The 15,569-nt window shown below is 71.0% G+C and carries 16 protein-coding genes and 1 tRNA gene; 6 read left to right on the plus strand and 11 right to left on the minus strand.

The features are described 5' to 3' along the window. Positions 1-12: 12 nt before the first annotated feature. From Q0818_RS14960 to Q0818_RS14975, 4 genes are all read right to left on the minus strand, one after another. Positions 13-1,002, minus strand: a complete 990-nt coding sequence (locus tag Q0818_RS14960) for a DnaJ C-terminal domain-containing protein (RefSeq protein ID WP_298876594.1) — start codon at positions 1,000-1,002, stop codon at positions 13-15. A gap of 11 nt (positions 1,003-1,013) precedes the next feature. After that, complete coding sequence (locus Q0818_RS14965) at positions 1,014-1,628, minus strand: nucleotide exchange factor GrpE (RefSeq protein WP_298876596.1); 615 nt, start codon at positions 1,626-1,628, stop codon at positions 1,014-1,016. A gap of 11 nt (positions 1,629-1,639) precedes the next feature. After that, positions 1,640-3,514, minus strand: coding sequence for a molecular chaperone DnaK (gene dnaK / locus Q0818_RS14970; RefSeq protein ID WP_298876599.1), 1,875 nt, complete (start codon positions 3,512-3,514; stop codon positions 1,640-1,642). Positions 3,515-4,032: 518 nt separating this feature from the next. After that, entirely contained in the window at positions 4,033-5,787 is a 1,755-nt protein-coding gene (locus Q0818_RS14975) for a DEAD/DEAH box helicase (protein WP_298876602.1), read from the minus strand. Between the two features lie 126 nt (positions 5,788-5,913). Between Q0818_RS14975 and Q0818_RS14980 the strand changes: the two genes are divergently transcribed. Beyond that, the gene (locus tag Q0818_RS14980; RefSeq protein WP_298877106.1) at positions 5,914-7,284 is read left to right on the plus strand and encodes an MFS transporter; all 1,371 of its coding nucleotides are present in this window, start codon (positions 5,914-5,916) and stop codon (positions 7,282-7,284) included. Positions 7,285-7,640: 356 nt separating this feature from the next. On the opposite strand, the gene Q0818_RS14985 is transcribed toward Q0818_RS14980, so the two are convergent. Next, positions 7,641-8,156 carry a MarR family transcriptional regulator gene (locus Q0818_RS14985; protein WP_298876604.1) on the minus strand — a complete coding sequence of 172 codons (516 nt, stop codon included), beginning with the start codon at positions 8,154-8,156 and terminating at the stop codon, positions 7,641-7,643. A 107-nt stretch (positions 8,157-8,263) separates the two neighbouring features. Here Q0818_RS14985 and Q0818_RS14990 point away from each other — a divergent pair, with 107 nt between their 5' ends. Continuing rightward, positions 8,264-9,157, plus strand: a complete 894-nt coding sequence (locus tag Q0818_RS14990) for a hypothetical protein (RefSeq protein WP_298876607.1) — start codon at positions 8,264-8,266, stop codon at positions 9,155-9,157. A gap of 167 nt (positions 9,158-9,324) precedes the next feature. Here Q0818_RS14990 and dcd read toward each other — a convergent pair whose 3' ends face one another. Further along, entirely contained in the window at positions 9,325-9,930 is a 606-nt protein-coding gene (gene dcd / locus Q0818_RS14995) for a dCTP deaminase (protein WP_298876610.1), read from the minus strand. Between the two features lie 200 nt (positions 9,931-10,130). Here dcd and Q0818_RS15000 point away from each other — a divergent pair. Together Q0818_RS15000 and Q0818_RS15005 are read left to right on the plus strand one after the other, a co-directional pair. Further along, a tRNA-Gly gene (locus Q0818_RS15000) sits at positions 10,131-10,201 on the plus strand. Positions 10,202-10,486: 285 nt separating this feature from the next. After that, positions 10,487-11,230: a hypothetical protein gene (locus Q0818_RS15005; RefSeq protein WP_298876613.1), complete on the plus strand. Its 744-nt coding sequence runs from the start codon at positions 10,487-10,489 to the stop codon at positions 11,228-11,230. A gap of 19 nt (positions 11,231-11,249) precedes the next feature. Here the strand turns inward: Q0818_RS15005 and Q0818_RS15010 are convergent, their stop codons facing one another. The 3 genes from Q0818_RS15010 to Q0818_RS15020 all read right to left on the minus strand — a co-directional run bounded on the left by Q0818_RS15010 (position 11,250) and on the right by Q0818_RS15020 (position 13,204). Further along, positions 11,250-11,786 (minus strand): cysteine hydrolase family protein, encoded by a 537-nt coding sequence (locus Q0818_RS15010; protein ID WP_298876616.1) that lies wholly within the window; start codon positions 11,784-11,786, stop codon positions 11,250-11,252. Between the two features lie 86 nt (positions 11,787-11,872). Continuing rightward, positions 11,873-12,634 carry an SDR family oxidoreductase gene (locus Q0818_RS15015; RefSeq protein ID WP_298876619.1) on the minus strand — a complete coding sequence of 254 codons (762 nt, stop codon included), beginning with the start codon at positions 12,632-12,634 and terminating at the stop codon, positions 11,873-11,875. A 237-nt stretch (positions 12,635-12,871) separates the two neighbouring features. Further along, a complete protein-coding gene (locus tag Q0818_RS15020; RefSeq protein ID WP_298876622.1) occupies positions 12,872-13,204 on the minus strand; it encodes a hypothetical protein in 333 nt (110 codons plus the stop codon). A gap of 154 nt (positions 13,205-13,358) precedes the next feature. Between Q0818_RS15020 and Q0818_RS15025 the strand changes: the two genes are divergently transcribed. Both Q0818_RS15025 and Q0818_RS15030 read left to right on the plus strand, forming a co-directional pair. Next, positions 13,359-13,928, plus strand: a complete 570-nt coding sequence (locus Q0818_RS15025) for a YdeI family protein (RefSeq protein ID WP_298876625.1) — start codon at positions 13,359-13,361, stop codon at positions 13,926-13,928. A 38-nt stretch (positions 13,929-13,966) separates the two neighbouring features. Next, positions 13,967-14,671, plus strand: a complete 705-nt coding sequence (locus tag Q0818_RS15030) for an SGNH/GDSL hydrolase family protein (protein WP_298876628.1) — start codon at positions 13,967-13,969, stop codon at positions 14,669-14,671. Positions 14,672-14,776: 105 nt separating this feature from the next. On the opposite strand, the gene Q0818_RS15035 is transcribed toward Q0818_RS15030, so the two are convergent. Continuing rightward, positions 14,777-15,214 carry a BLUF domain-containing protein gene (locus Q0818_RS15035; protein WP_298876631.1) on the minus strand — a complete coding sequence of 146 codons (438 nt, stop codon included), beginning with the start codon at positions 15,212-15,214 and terminating at the stop codon, positions 14,777-14,779. Continuing rightward, the gene (locus Q0818_RS15040; protein WP_298876634.1) at positions 15,211-15,492 is read right to left on the minus strand and encodes a hypothetical protein; all 282 of its coding nucleotides are present in this window, start codon (positions 15,490-15,492) and stop codon (positions 15,211-15,213) included. The genes Q0818_RS15035 and Q0818_RS15040 overlap by 4 nt, the downstream gene beginning before the upstream one ends. Positions 15,493-15,569 lie beyond the last annotated feature (77 nt).

Below are 15,569 nucleotides of genomic sequence, written 5' to 3' on the forward strand. Positions count from 1 at the left end.
ACGCGCGTATGTTTACCGCGCCTTGGCCATGAGGTCGGCGCGGGGGTTCTCTTTCGGTTCGAGCGCCTGGAACCGCTCGAGGGCTTCGCGCGCGGCGTCGTCCAGGTGCGTGGGGACGGCGACCTGCACCTCGGCGAGGAGGTCGCCGGCGCCCTTGGTCGTCGCGATCCCGCGCCCCTTGACGCGCAGAACGCGACCCGACGGCGTGCCCGGAGCGACGCGCAGCCGTACCGGATCGCCGCCCAGGGTCGGCACCTCGATGGTCGCACCGAGCGCCGCCTCGGTGAAGGTGACGGGGACCGTCACCCGCAGGTTGAGGCCGTCGCGCGAGAAGACGGGGTGCGGACGCACGGCCACGGTCACCACGATGTCGCCCGTCTCGCCGCCGTCGGGCGAGGGTCGGCCGCGACCGCGCAAGCGGATCTTCTGACCGTCGGAGACGCCGGCCGGGATCTTCACCTTGAACGGGACGTTGTCCTCGCCCTGGAGGGTGATGGTCTCGCCCTTGGCCGCGGTCACGAAGTCGATCGTCGTGCGCGCCGTGACGTCGGCTCCCCGCTGGGGACCTCCGAAGCCGCGGAATCCGCCCGTCGTCTGACCGAAGCGACCGGAGCCGAAGCCCCCACCGCCCTGCTGGTCGAACATCGAGAAGAAGTCGTCGAAGCCGCCCGGAGCCTGCGCGCCACCGCGCCCCTGACCGAACCGGCTGAAGACGTCGTCGAAGCCGCCGCCGCCGCTCGCCCCCGGAGCCGAGAAGCGCGCCCCCGAGCCCATGGCCCGGATCTGGTCGTACTCCTCGCGCTGCTCCGGATCGTTGAGCACCGAGTAGGCCTCGCTGATCTCCTTGAACTTCGCCTCCGCTTTCGCGTCTCCCGGGTTCGAGTCGGGGTGGTACTGGCGCGCGAGCTTGCGGTACGTCTTCTTCAGATCGGCTGCGCTGACGCTCTTGTCGACACCGAGGACCTTATAGAAGTCCTTGTCGAACCAGTCCTGACTCGCCATGCGTCCTCCTCCTAGGCCGGTACGGCGACGACGACCTTGGCCGGTCGCAGTTCGACCGAGCCGAGGCGGTAGCCGACCTCGACGACCTCGAGGATCGTCGTCTCGGTCACGCCCGGAGTCGGGGCCTGGAAGATCGCCTCGTGCTGCTGCGGGTCGAACACGTCGCCGACGGCGCCGTACGACACCACGCCGAGGCGCTCGGCCACGGCGCGCACCTTGTCGCCGATCGCGGCGAGGGGGCTGCCCTCGACGAGGTCGCCGTGCTTGGCCGCGCGGTCGAGGTCGTCCATGACGGGCAGCAGGCCCTTCACGGCCTCGCCCTTGGCCCGCTCGATCTCGCGCTCGCGCTGCTCCTCGGTGCGCCTGCGGTAGTTGGCGTACTCCGCCTGCAGGCGCTTGAGGTCGATCAGCAGGGAGGCCTCCTTGTCGGAGCCCGCCCCCTCGGCCGCGGCCTCGGGGGTCTGCTCGGCGCCGAGGATGTCGTCGATGGTCAGGCCCTCGGCATCCGCGTCGGCCGTCTCGGCCCGCTCGCCCGACGGCGCGGGGCCGGAGGTGTTCTCCTCCGGCCCCGTCTCGTCAGGACCGGCGCCCGAGCCCGTGGGCTGTTCGTCGTCCTTGTGTGCCATGTGTCTGTCGCTTACTTCTTGTTCTCGTCGGTCGGCTCGTCGTCGACGACCTCGGCGTCGATGACGTCTTCCTCGGGGTTCGGCGTCTCACCGTTGCCCGGCTGACCCACGTTGGGGTCGGCGGGCTCACCGGCGGCCTGCGACGAGGCGTAGATGGCCTCGCCGAGCTTGCCCTGGCTGGCGTTCAGCTTGTCGAACGCGGTCTTGACCGCGTCGTCGTCGTCACCGGCGAGAGCCGTCTTGAGCGCGTCGACGTCGCCCTGGACCTCGGTCTTGACCTCGGCGGGGAGCTTGTCCTCGTTCTCCTTGATCAGCTTCTCGATCGAGTACGACAGGGTCTCGGCCTGGTTGCGGGTCTCGGCGGACTCGCGACGCTTCTTGTCCTCCGCCGCGTTCTCCTCGGCCTCGCGCACCATGCGCTCGATGTCCTCCTTGGGCAGCGACGAGCCGCCCGTGATGGTCATCGACTGCTCCTTGCCGGTGCCCTTGTCCTTCGCGGACACGTGCACGATGCCGTTGGCGTCGATGTCGAAGGTGACCTCGACCTGCGGGATGCCGCGGGGAGCCGGAGCGATGCCGGTCAGCTCGAAGGTGCCGAGCGGCTTGTTGTCGCGGGTGAACTCGCGCTCGCCCTGGAAGACCTGGATCGCGACCGACGGCTGGTTGTCGTCGGCGGTGGTGAAGGTCTCGCTGCGCTTGGTCGGGATGGCCGTGTTGCGCTCGATGAGCTTGGTCATGATGCCGCCCTTGGTCTCGATGCCGAGGCTCAGGGGGGTGACGTCGATGAGGAGGACGTCCTTGCGCTCGCCCTTGAGGACACCGGCCTGGAGGGCTGCACCCACGGCCACGACCTCGTCGGGGTTCACGCCCTTGTTGGCGTCCTTGCCCGTCTCCTTCTTGACGAGCTCGGCGACCGCGGGCATGCGGGTCGAGCCGCCGACGAGCACCACGTGGGCGATGTCGTCGACCTTGACGCCGGCCTCGCGGATGACGTCGGAGAACGGCTTGCGGGTGCGGTCGAGGAGGTCCTTGGTGAGGTCCTCGAACTTGGCGCGCGTCAGGGTCTCGCTGAGCGAGACGGGGCCCGAGTCGGTGAGCGACAGGTAGGGCAGGTTGATGGAGGTCGAGGTCGAGCTCGACAGCTCCTTCTTGGCCTGCTCGGCGGCTTCCTTCAGACGCTGGAGGGCGATCTTGTCGCCCGAGACGTCGACGCCGGTGGTGTCCTTGAACTGCTTGATGAGGTAGTCGACGACGCGCTGGTCCCAGTCGTCTCCACCGAGACGGTTGTCACCGGAGGTGGCGCGCACCTGGATGGTCGAGAAGTCGTCGTCCTTGCCCACCTCGAGCAGCGACACGTCGAACGTTCCGCCACCGAGGTCGAAGACGAGGATGAGCTCGTCTTCCTTGCCCTTGTCGAGGCCGTACGCGAGGGCCGCGGCGGTGGGCTCGTTGATGATGCGGAGCACGTTGAGGCCCGCGATCTCACCGGCCTCCTTGGTGGCCTGACGCTCGGCGTCGTTGAAGTACGCGGGCACCGTGATGACGGCATCCGTCACGCTGTCGCCCAGGTACTCCTCGGCGTCGCGCTTGAGCTTCTGGAGGATGCGGGCCGAGATCTCCTGCGGCGTCCACTTCTTGCCGTCGACGTCGAACGACCAGGTCGTGCCCATGTGGCGCTTGACGCTCGAGATGGTGCGGTCGACGTTGGTGACGGCCTGGCGCTTGGCGGTCTCGCCGACGAGCACCTCGCCGTCCTTGGTGTACGCGACGACCGAGGGGGTCGTGCGGAAACCCTCGGCGTTGGCGATGACCTTGGGCTCGCCGCCCTCGAGCACGCTCACGACGGAGTTGGTCGTACCGAGGTCGATTCCCACTGCACGGGGCATATGTGTCTCCTTGCTTGTGAGCACGGCCCTTGCCGCGCTCGGGGTTCTGGTGAAAGTCTCTGCGCGGGTTGAGCCGCGATGACTCAAGGTTATCGAACCCCCGCCGGGAGGTCAAGGCGACTTGATATGAATTGGCTCAACTTCCGGATGCCGGAATCCCCGGCGACCTCAGGCCGAACCCCGGGCCACGCCCCGGCGTTTGGGGCGCACCTCGACGTTCGGGGCGGAAGATCAGCGCCCCAAACGCAGGAACACGCCCCAAACCCCGCCCGCCCGGCCCCAACGACGACACCCCGCCCCCTGCCCCGCCCGGACTGCCCCGCCACACCGACCCAGACGGTTTGGGGCGCACCTCGACGTTCGGGGCGGAAGATCAGCGCCCCAAACGCAGGAGCACGCCCCAAACCCCGCCCGCCCGCTTCGTTCCCCGCCGGAAACGACGACGCCCCCGCACCCTCGAGGGGGCACGGGGGCGTCGAACGGATGCTGCGAACCCGGCGCGGCGGCCGGGTGACGGCTCAGTCGCGGTCGCGGTCGCGGCGCTGGGGCCGGTCGCTGCGCTTGGCGGATCGGCCGCCCTGGTCGAGGCGCAGGTCGATGAGCTGCCCCGAGATGCGCGTGTCGGCGAGGCGGTCGATCGTGTCGCGCGAGAGGTCGGCGGGGAGCTCGACGAGCGAGAAGTCCTGACGGATCTGGATCGCACCGAAGTCGTTGCGACGCAGACCGCCCTCGTTCGCCAGGGCGCCGACGATCTGGCGGGGTTCGACGCGCTGACGACGACCGACGGCGATGCGATACGTCGCGAAGCGCCCGGAGCTGTCGCGGCGCGGACCGCCGTCGCGCGAGCCGGCGTCGCGGGATCCGCCGTCGCGCGACGGACGGTCGTTGTCGAAGCGCTGCTGACGAAGGGTCTCCTCCTCGAGCAGCAGCGGGGTGTCGCCCTGGGCGACCACGGCGAGGGCCGCGGCGACGTCGGCCTCGGGCACGTCGTGGTGCTCGACGTAGTGGGCCACGACGTCGCGGAAGGTCGCGATCGCGGCGGTGTCCTCGAGGGCCGCGGTGATCGCGTCGTCGAAGCGGGTCAGACGCGTGGCGTTGACGTCGTCGACGCTCGGCAGCGACATCTCGGTCAGCGGCTGGCGCGTGGCCTTCTCGATCGCGGTGAGCATGCGGCGCTCGCGCGGGGTGACGAAGCTGATCGCGTCTCCCGTGCGCCCGGCGCGGCCGGTGCGGCCGATGCGGTGCACGTACGACTCGGTGTCGATCGGCAGGTCGTAGTTGACGACGTGGCTGATGCGGTCGACGTCGAGGCCGCGCGCGGCGACGTCGGTGGCGACGAGGATGTCGAGCTTGCCCGACTTCAGCTGGTTGACCGTGCGCTCGCGCTGCACCTGGGCGATGTCGCCGTTGATCGCCGCCGCGGTGTAGCCGCGGGCGCGAAGCTTTTCGGCGACCGTCTCGGTCTCGTTCTTCGTGCGGGTGAAGACGATCATGCCCTCGAAGTTCTCGACCTCGAGGATGCGCGTGAGGGCGTCGATCTTCTGCTGGTACGACACGATCAGGTAGCGCTGGGTGATGTTCGCCGAGGTCGTGGTCTTGGTCTTGACCGTGATCTCTTCGGGGTCGTTGAGGTACTGAGCCGAGATGCGGCGGATCTGCGCCGGCATGGTCGCCGAGAACAGCGCGACCTGCTTCGTCGACGGCGTGTCGGCGAGGATCGTCTCGACGTCTTCCGCGAAGCCCATCTTGAGCATCTCGTCGGCCTCGTCGAGCACGAGGAACTTCAGCTCGCTCAGGTCGAGGGTGCCCTTGTCGAGGTGGTCCATGATGCGGCCGGGGGTGCCGACGATCACGTCGACGCCGCGGCGGAGGGCCGACAGCTGCTGGCCGTAGCCCTGCCCGCCGTAGACGGGCAGCACCGAGACGCCCTTGATGTGGGCGGCGTACTTCTCGAACGCCTCGCACACCTGCAGCGCGAGCTCGCGGGTGGGGGCGAGCACGAGTGCCTGCGGGTTCTTGTGGCCGGTCTCCATCTGCGACAGCACCGGCAGCGCGAACGCGGCGGTCTTGCCGGTTCCGGTCTGGGCCAGGCCCACGACGTCGCGGCCCTGCAGCAGCACGGGGATGGTGGCCGCCTGGATGGCGGAGGGGGTCTCGTAGCCGACGTCCTTGAGGGCCTTGAGCACAGCGGCATCCAGTCCCAGGTCGGCGAAGGTGAGCTTCTCGGGGGTGGTCTCAGCCTCAGCGGAGTCGACGGGGGTTTCGGATGCCATGACTCCACGGTAGTCTCCTGCGCGCCCGATCGCGGGCTCGGGTCTAGCCTGAACCCGCGCGCCGATGCCGGCGCCGCGTCGCGCCGGGGCACCCGGCGTTCATCGAAGGGCCCTACCGTGACCGACATGTCCGCGCCCGGCACCGCTCCCGCTCCCGCCGTCGGCCGACGTCCCGTACTGGCGTGGGCCCTGTGGGACTGGGGTTCGGCGGCGTTCAACGCCGTCGTCACGACGTTCGTGTTCAGCACGTATCTCGCGAGTTCGCTCTTCGTCGATCCGGCCGTGGTCGCGGCCGCCGGGGGCGACGACAAAGACCCGGCGCTCGTGCGCGCCCTCGCCGACAACGCGAGCCTCGTCGGGGTCGCCCTCATGATCGCGGGCATCGTCGTCGCCCTCGTGGCCCCCGTGCTCGGTCAGCGCTCCGACGGCACCGGCCGGAGGAAGCTCTGGCTCGGCATCAACACGGGGGTCGTCGTGCTCGCCATGGCGGCGATGTTCTTCGTCGAGGGGACCCCGGCGTACCTGATCCTCGGCGCGACGCTGCTGGCCGTGGGCAACGTGTTCTTCGAGTTCGCGAGCGTCAACTACTACGCGATGCTCACGCAGGTCTCCACCCGCGAGAACATCGGCCGCGTCTCGGGCTTCGGCTGGGGCATGGGCTACGTGGGCGGCATCGTGCTGCTGCTGCTCCTGCTCGTGCTCTTCATCCAGAGCTTCTCGAACCCGGATGCCGGGGGCCTGCTCGCCGTGAGCAAGGAGGGCGGTCTGAACATCCGGATCGCGATCCTGGCATCCGCTCTCTGGTACGCGGTGTTCGCGATCCCGGTCCTGGTGCGCGTGCCCGAGATCCCGGCGCAGAGGCGACAGGTGCGGGTCGGCTTCTTCCGCTCGTACGTCGTGCTGTGGGGCACGCTGCGCTCGCTCTGGCGCGACAGCCGACAGGTGCTGCTGTTCCTCGTCGCGAGCGCCGTCTTCCGCGACGGTCTCACCGGGGTGTTCACGTTCGGGGCGATCATCGCGGCCCAGGTGTTCGGGTTCAGCTCGACAGAAGTGCTCTACTTCGCCGTCGCGGCGAACGTCGTCGCGGGCATCAGCACGTTCGTCGCCGGGCGCTTCGACGACCGGTTCGGCCCGAAGCGCGTGATCCTGGCCTCCCTGATCTGCCTGATCGTGCTCGGCACGACGATGCTCTTCATCGGCACGTCGCAGGCGGGCTTCTGGATCGTGGGCCTGGGCCTGTGCGCGTTCGTGGGGCCGGTGCAGTCGGCGAGCCGGTCGTTCCTCGCGCGCGTGGCGCCCGAGGGACGCGAGGGCGAGATCTTCGGGCTCTACGCCACCACCGGTCGCGCGGTGTCGTTCCTGGCTCCGGGCCTGTTCGCGCTGTTCGTCGGGATCACGGGCGACACGCGCCTGGGGATCCTCGGCATCGTGCTGATCCTCGGGGCCGGCCTGCTGTTGATGCTGCCGGTGAAGACGAAGGCGGCCGCCATCGCCTGAGCCCGCGCCACCCGCCCGCTGGGCCCTGGCCGCATCGTCGGCGTGCACAACTCCTGAAGATTCGTCGGACCGACGATTGGCGACCCCGGAATCACGCGGATGTCGCCCCGGCGCAGTCCGAATCTCCGGAGTTGTGCACGAGCGACCACGCCGCCCGATGCACGGATGCGGCGAGATCCCGAGCCGTCGGCCGCGGCCCCTCCCGCACGTCTGACGCGCACAACTCAGGAAAATCCGACGGCGGCACGAGCCGCAGCCGCGGAATCCCGCGGGTGTGCAGACCCACGCGAAACGAATCTCCGGAGTTGTGCACGAGCGACCGCGCCACGCGGAAGCGTCGGCGCCGGCGCCGGCGATCAGTCGCGCGGCCAGGCGTCGGCGAACTTCGCCAGCAGACGGGCGAACTCGGCGCGCTCGGCGTCGGTGAATCCCTCGAGGGCGGAGCGCACGGCATCCCGCCGCTGACCGCGGAAGCCGGAGACGAGCCCCTCCCCCTCGGGAGTGAGTCGCACGCGCGTGCGGCGCGCGTCGTCGGGGTCGGGCTCGCGCGCGACCAATCCCATCTGCTCGGCCTGCTGCACGAGGCGCGACGCTCGCGGCTGATCCACGCCGATCGCCTCGGCGATCTCGCTCACCGACAGCGGGCCGGATGCCGCGACGAGCGCGTCGAGCAGGCGCAGGCGCGCGGGACCCCCGAAGCGTCCGCGCGCCGGATCGGCCCACGGCGGCGCGCCGCGGCCCCACGGGCCGCCATGTCCTCCGTGGGCTCCGTGCGGGTGGTGGTGCGCGTCGGGGGGAAACGGCGGACGGGGGCGCCGACCGCGCAGGCGAGCCAGGGCCGCAGCGATCTCGTCGGCGGGGTCGAAGGCCATGCCCCGACTTTACATGTCTCTTGACAAGCATCGGGAATACATGTCACAGTACATCCGTTGTCACATGACATGTAATGGCGGAACCTCCGCCGACGAAAGGACTTCTCATGACCACCTCCACACCTCTCGACCCCCGCAGCCTCGCCCACCGCCTCACGACGGTCGGTCACGCGCTGCACCACCGCCTCTTCGCGCAGCTGCGCGACAGCGGCATCCCTCCCAAGACCGTGCTCCTGCTCAGCGCCGTCGACGGTCGCGTCGACGCACCGTGGATCACCGCGCGCCTCGCACGCGGCGGGAAGCGCCTCGACGCCCTCGTGGAACAGGGCTGGATCGCCCGCGGAGACGCGGGCTGGGCGCTCACCGACGAGGGCCGCGCGATCCTCGATCGCGTGGATGCCACCCGCACGGCGCTGCTCGCTGAGTTTCCGGCCGAGGAGCTCGAGCGCCTGATGACCGCCCTCGACGCGGTGTCGACCGCCTTGGGCCTCGACGGGGGCGACAGCGACGGCGAGAACCGTCGCGGCTTCGGGCCCGCATCCGGCGCCGGTCGCGGCTTCGGGCCCTTCGGGCGCGGCTTCGGACCGGGGACGCGCGGCTTCGGCCCCCGCTTCGGTCCGGACGCGCAGCCCTTCGGGCCCCGCGGGCACGGCGGCGAGCGCGGCTTCGCGCACGGCGGGCGCAGCTACGAGCACGGCGGGCACGGCTTCGCGCATGACTCCGCGCACGGCGAGCGGACCTTCGCGCACGGCGAGGAGGGCTACGGCGAGGCGGATCACGGGCGCCCCGGTGCCCACGACCGCGCTGAGCACCACCGCGCCGGCCACGGCCGCGGGTGCGATCCGCGCCGTGGCGACTCCGGACACGGGCGCAGTCACCACCGCGGTCACCGTCACGACGACCGCCGATCGTCGCAGCGCGCCTACGAGCGCGGGTTCGACGCCGGTTTCAGCCGCGGCCGCGAGGCCTCGGCATCCGGTGACGCGCCGGCATCCGCCTGATCATCGATAAACGCTCTCCGTGGCGAGAATCACGCGCGCATCGTGTTTCTCCGCAGGAATCGCGTTTATCGCTGGACCCCGCGCCGCTCCCGAGCGCACGAACGGACAGCCCCGTCGAGGTCGACTCGACGGGGCTGTCCTCGTTCGCGGGCGGGTCCGCGGGGGCGTCAGCGGCCGGCCGACCCCGCATCGGTCGTGCCGACGTCGGTGCGGTGGAAGTTGAGCGCCGAGCGCGAAGCCGTCGGGCCCCGCTGACCCTGGTAGCGGTTGCCGTAGGGGCCGGAGCCGTAGGGGTTCTCGGCGGGCGAGGTCAGGCGGAAGTAGCAGACCTGACCGATCTTCATACCCGGCCACAGCTTGATCGGCAGCGTCGCGACGTTCGACAGCTCGAGGGTCACGTGCCCCGAGAAGCCGGGGTCGATGAAGCCGGCCGTGGAGTGCGTGAGCAAACCCAGGCGTCCGAGCGAGGACTTGCCCTCGAGGCGCGCGGCGACGTCGTCGGGGAGGGTGACCCGCTCGAAGGTCGACCCGAGCGCGAATTCACCCGGGTGAAGAATGAACGGCTCGTCGGGCTCGACCTCGATGAGACGCGTGAGCTCGGGCTGGTCCTCGGCGGGATCGATGAAGGGGTACTTGTGGTTGTCGAACAGTCGGAAGTACCGGTCGAGACGCACGTCGACACTGGACGGCTGCACCATGGCGGGATCGTAGGGATCGAGGCCGAGACGGCCGTCCTCGAGGTGGGCCCGGATGTCGCGATCGGAGAGCAGCACGGGTTCAGCCTAGGGGCGCCGCTCCCGACCCCCGCCGAGATGACACGCGACGACCGAGAAGACCCGACTCGACCGTCTCGGGCGGGTCATCTGGGCACGCGACGGTCATCGCGGCGACACCTCGGACGCGCGGAGGCCCTCGACGGCGGACGGATGCCGGGCGGACGCTGTTATGCTGGCCGGGTCGCCGCGAGGCGCACGGGGCTGTAGTTCAATGGCAGAACTTCTGCTTCCCAAGCAGACAGCGCGGGTTCGATTCCCGTCAGCCCCTCCGATGCCCTCACGGGCGGCCACCGGCCGCGCGGGAGGGCATTCGTGTTGCCATGATGCGAACCCTCGGGTGGCTCACGCCGCCGGAGGCTCCGCGCGCTGTGCAGCGGCGCGTGGGGACGATTCCGGTCAGCCCCTCCCCTGCCCTCATGGGCGGTACCGGGAGGGCATCCGTGTCGTCGCGAACCGCATCCCCGGCCGGGCCTCTGCCACCGGAGGCGGCGCCACATAAGCGACGATCTTCCTCCCGCGAACCGGTCCACGGCCCATGGGGCAGGGTGGGAGCATGTTGAGCGACGCCGAGCAGGAGGAACGGGCGCGACTCTACGCGCGCGTGTACGCCAGGGGCGCGACCGTGGACCAGGCCCTCGTGACCCGCCTGCACGAGCTGGATGAGCGGGCGCGGATGGCTCCGGCGGAGCCCGAGGCCGACCCCGCGGTGTGGGACGGGACCGCGGGAACGCCCGAGGAGGCCGGCGGCCCGGCGCCGGACCGCCGAGCCGAGGCGCAGCCCGGCGACACGTCCGGGCCGATCTCGTCGCCCTGTCGTCGCTTCGCCGTCGAGGTGAAACGCCGCGAAGCCCTCATCCCGCTCCTCGCCGCAGTCGCCGGCCTCGTCGCCGGCGTGGTCGTCGGCGCGACCTTCAGCCCGCCGCGCGCCGGCGGCGACATCCCGGAACTGACCTACGCCGCGACCGCCGAGGACAGGCTGCCGTTCCCCGAGATGGCGGGAATCCTCGACCCCGCGTCCGTGCGTTTCGTCGCCAGCACGGAGAACGGTCTCGTCTACGTCGGGCGCCAGCCCGACGTGCCCGGCGAGGTGTGCCTCGTGGTCGTGTTCTCGAGCGTTGCCGACGGCGCCGACGCCCAATGCGGTTCCACCGATGTCACCGCCCAGGTCGACCCGGACACCTGGGTCGTCATCGGCGAACCGTCCACGGCGAAGATGAACAATCTCCTCCTCAGCCGGTTCGAGGTGGATCGGCTGTCCGAGAGCATCAGCCTCTACGCGCTGCGCGACCGGACCTGACGGTCGCGCGGGGACCGCGTCAGCCCAGCTCCGCGCTCGTCACCACCCGCGCCCCCGCGCCCCCGAGCGCCGCGAGGAAGGCCGCGTGCACCGCCTCGCCGGGCACCTCGACCCCGCCGTAGGCGAGACCGGGAGCGGCGCAGGCGTCGCCGACGACCGTCACGGCGTAGCCGAGATCGACGGCGGCGCGGACGGTGGCATCCACGCACATGCTCGTCATCATGCCGACCACGAGCAGCTCGCTCGCGCCCAACGCGCGCAGACGCTCGTTCAGGTCGGTGCCGACGAACGAGTTCGGTGCGTGCTTGACGATCACCGTCTCGTCTGAGGCTGGTGCGACGCGCGGATCGATCTCCGCTCCGTCCGTGCCGATCTCGAGGAAACCCCCGCCGGCCGGGCTCTCGTGTCGCACGTGGATGACGGGAGCGGACAGGCCCCGCTGACGCGCGAGCACGCGTGCGGCGGCGTCGGCCGCGGCATCCGGGTCGACCAGGGGATGACGGCCGCCGGGGAAGTAGTCGCGCTGGATGTCGATGATCACGAGAACGGGGTGCATGCCTCGAGTCTGACCCGCGCGGGCCCGGGCGGCGAGGGGTTGCCCGATCCCCGCACGCGACGCACCGCGCCGCGTCGCCGGGCGGCTCAGCTGCGCAGGTGCGACGCCCCGTTCAGGTCGAGGATGGCTCCCGACGCCCACTGCGAACCCGGCGAGCTGAGGTAGACCACGGCATCCGCCACCTCTTCCGGGGTCGCGACGCGGCCGAACGGACTCTGATCCCGGATGCCGTCTCCGGCGGGCCCGTCGAGCTTCTGCTGCTGCCGGTCGGTGCCCACGAACCCGGGGGCGACGCTGGTCACGGCGATGCCGTGCGGGGCGAGGGCGACCGCGAGCGACTGGCCCATCGCGTGAAGGCCCGCCTTCGCGGCGCCGTAGGCGGGGAACTCGGGCTCGCCGCGGAAGGCCCCGCGCGAGCCGACGTTCACGATCGCGCCGGGCAGGCCTCGATCGATCATCGACCGGGCGACGAGGAAGGTCGTGTTGGCGGGGGCGCGCAGGTCGACGTCGAGCATGCGGTCCCACGTGCGGTTCCAGTCGGCGTAGTCGACGGTGTCGATCGGGTGCAGGGTCTCGGGACTCGGCGCGATCGCCGCGTTGTTGACGAGCACGTCGATGCGTCCGAACGCGGCGAGAACGTCGTCGACGGTGCGCTGAGCGATCGCGGGGTCGGAGAGGTCACCGCCGACGACGAGGTGCCCGTCACCGTGCAGGAGGGTGAGCGTGTGCTCCGCGGCATCCCGATCGGAGCCGTAGTGCACGGCGACGCGATCGCCCCTCGCGCTCAGGGCCACGGCGATGGCCCGTCCGATTCCGCGCGACGCGCCGGTGACGAGGGAGTGCTGCATGCATCCATCCTGCGGGATGCCGAGTGTCCGGGCGCCACGCGCGAAACGGCGGTGCCGCCCGGACGGTCCGGGGCTCGCACACCGGGACGATGACCGGTCGCATCCGGTGTGGAGGGCCCACGCTACGTCGGTCGTGGAGGGCGGAGGTGGGGTTGACGAGCTCCCCCCGGGGGTGCGGGGGCCGCGGCGCCACCGGAGGACGACGTGCAGCCGCCCGTGGTGCGGCGGGTGGGCTGGTCAGGCGCGGGTGAAACCGTCGAGATCGGGATCCCAGAACGCGTCGGGGTTGTCGGTGTCGATGGTCTGCTCGTGCGCGACGGCCGGGGCCTTCGGGAAGCGCTTGTGCTGACGCAGCTCCTCGGCGGCCCAGGAGAAGTCGGGCTCCTCGCCGGCGAAGTCGTCGGCGGGGGCGCTCAGGACGTCGTTGCCGACGCCGATGACGAGCTCGGCCTCTTCGGTGTCGCCCGCCTCGGTCACGATCGGGATGCTGACCGCCTCCGCCTGTCCGTCGGCGGCGATCGACGCGGTGAGCTGCACGAGCGCCTCCGCCACGTCATCTGTCGTGGTCACGGTCTCACCGGCGTAGGTCACACATCGCATGTCCTCATCGTGGGGGGCGCCTCGACCGCCCGGGGGCAGGTTGCCCTCGGGCTGCGGTATCCGATAGGGGCGCCGTGTCGGAGGCCCGCGCTAGTGTCCGAAGCATCGCGGAAGGAGCCGACCCATGGCCGACGCACCCGAGCTGACCGTCGACGACGTCACCGCCTGGCGCCACTGGCTCGACGCCCACGAGAGCGAGAGCGACGGGGTGTGGCTCGTGCTCGCGAAGAAGGGCACGACCTCGCCCACGACCCTCACCTATGCCCAGGCCCTCGACGAGGCGCTGTGCAGCGGGTGGATCGACGGGCGCAAGCAATCCCGCGATGCCGCGACCTTCCGCCAGCACTTCACCCCCCGCCGCGCGCGGTCGATGTGGTCGGCGCGCAACGTCGACATCGTCGCGCGCCTGATCGAGGAGGGGCGCATGCGTCCCCGCGGCGCCGACGAGATCGCTCGTGCAAAGGCGGACGGACGCTGGGAACGCGCCTACGCCGGATCGGCGACCATCGAGGTGCCCGGTGACCTGCAGGCGGCCCTGGATGCCGCGCCGACGGCCGCACGCCGGTTCGCCGCCCTGACCAAGGCGGAGCGCTACTCGGTGCTGCATCCGATCGTCACGGCCGCCACCGACGCCGTGCGCGCGGCGCGGATCGCGCGTCATGTCGCGGCCCTGGGGGCCGAGCGGACGACCTGAGCCGCCCTGGCCCGCCGAGGCCGGGAGACAATGACCTCATGCGCGCGCGACGGTCCCTCGGTGTGGTGGTCGCGGCATCCCTCGCTCTCGGCCTCGCCGCCTGCGCGGATCCGGGCCCGGCCCCGACCGCGCCATCCACCGCCGTTCCGGCCGATGGACCGGTGGTGTCGTTCTACGGCGACTCCTACACGCGCGGTACCGGTGCGAGCTCGCCGGAGAACCGGTGGTCGACGATCGTCTCGGCCGAGCGCGGGTGGCAGGAGATCAACCGCAGCGAGAACGGCCTCGGCTTCGTGAACCGTCGCGCCTCGATGCGCGACGGACTCGACGACATCCCCGCCCTCGTGATCGCCGACCACCCCGACATCGTGTTCGTGACGATGGGCCTCAACGACAACTTCAGCTACGACACCCGCGCCGACGACATCCACGCGACGATCGACAGCGATCTCACGCGCCTGCGCGAGGGGCTGCCCGACACGCGCATCATCGTCGTCGAACCGTTCTGGTACACCGACCACAGGCCCGCCTCGGTCGACATCATCGCCGGGTGGGTCGAAGACGCCGCGGACCGCATCGGTGCCGACCACATCAGCGGCGCGAGCCACTGGCTCGACGGGCACTACGCGACGGCGCAGGTGAGCTGGATGGCGGGCGACGGGCTGCACCCGAACGACATCGGCTACGCCGTCATGGCGGAGAGGATGGATGCCGCGCTTCGCGCCCTCGATCCGCCGCTCTGACCCTCGGGGTCGGGGCGCGGGATCCCCGCCCCTAACGCCGGAATGCACCCCGGGAGGTCGTCGGCGCACCGGAACCCGCGGAACGCCCTCCCCCTCGCCGAGGCTTCAGGCGGGGGCGGCCGTGCGGGCGCGGAACCACACGGTCAGCTCGCGGACCGCGCGGATGCTCGCCTCGTCGTCGTCGGACTCGAGGTCGTCGAAGGTGTCGCGGAACCCCTCGGGCGCCGGTGTCGCGGGCGCGGTGATCGGTTCGTAGCCCATCGTCCACTCGTCGAAGCGCCGCTGAGCGAGCTGCTCGGTCAGCAGCACGCGGACGTCGGTGTGGCGTGGGTCGCGGCGGATCTTCGCCATGAGCTCGTCGACGGCATCCTCGGGCCCCTCGAGCACCTGGAAGAACCGACCGCGGCGGTACAGCAGCATGCCGGAAAGGCCGTGCTCGTGGTTGGAACGTCGACTCTGCGCGAGGAGCTCGGCGAGGCGCTCGTCGTCGAAGGTCTCGACGGCGCGACTGACGTACGACACGGCGGTCAGCGGAGCGCTCATGCGCTGCCCTCCCCGATGGCGCGCGGCGCCGGCACGCGCACCTGCTCGAGGGTGATGACCTCGTCGTGCGGCGGCTGACCGTTCGTGACGGCCGCCATCGCGGCGGTGAGGGTGCGGAAACTGCCGACGACCCGCGACGAGCCGTCGAACGCGAGGTAGCCCCCGTCGGCCTGTCGGTCGATGTAGCCGAGGAACATGCCCTTGCGGCTGCCGACGTGGAACCCCTCTTCGACACGGGCCCAGATGACGCCGGCGCCGGGGCGGTCGGGAGACACCATGCTCACCGCTCCTTCCGCCCGGGATGAAGCGCCGGGCACGAGAGACCGTACCGGGGGCCTCCGACACCCATCCGCCC

The sequence above is a fragment of the uncultured Microbacterium sp. genome, assembly GCF_947489255.1.
Lineage (GTDB): Bacteria > Actinomycetota > Actinomycetes > Actinomycetales > Microbacteriaceae > Microbacterium > Microbacterium phycohabitans.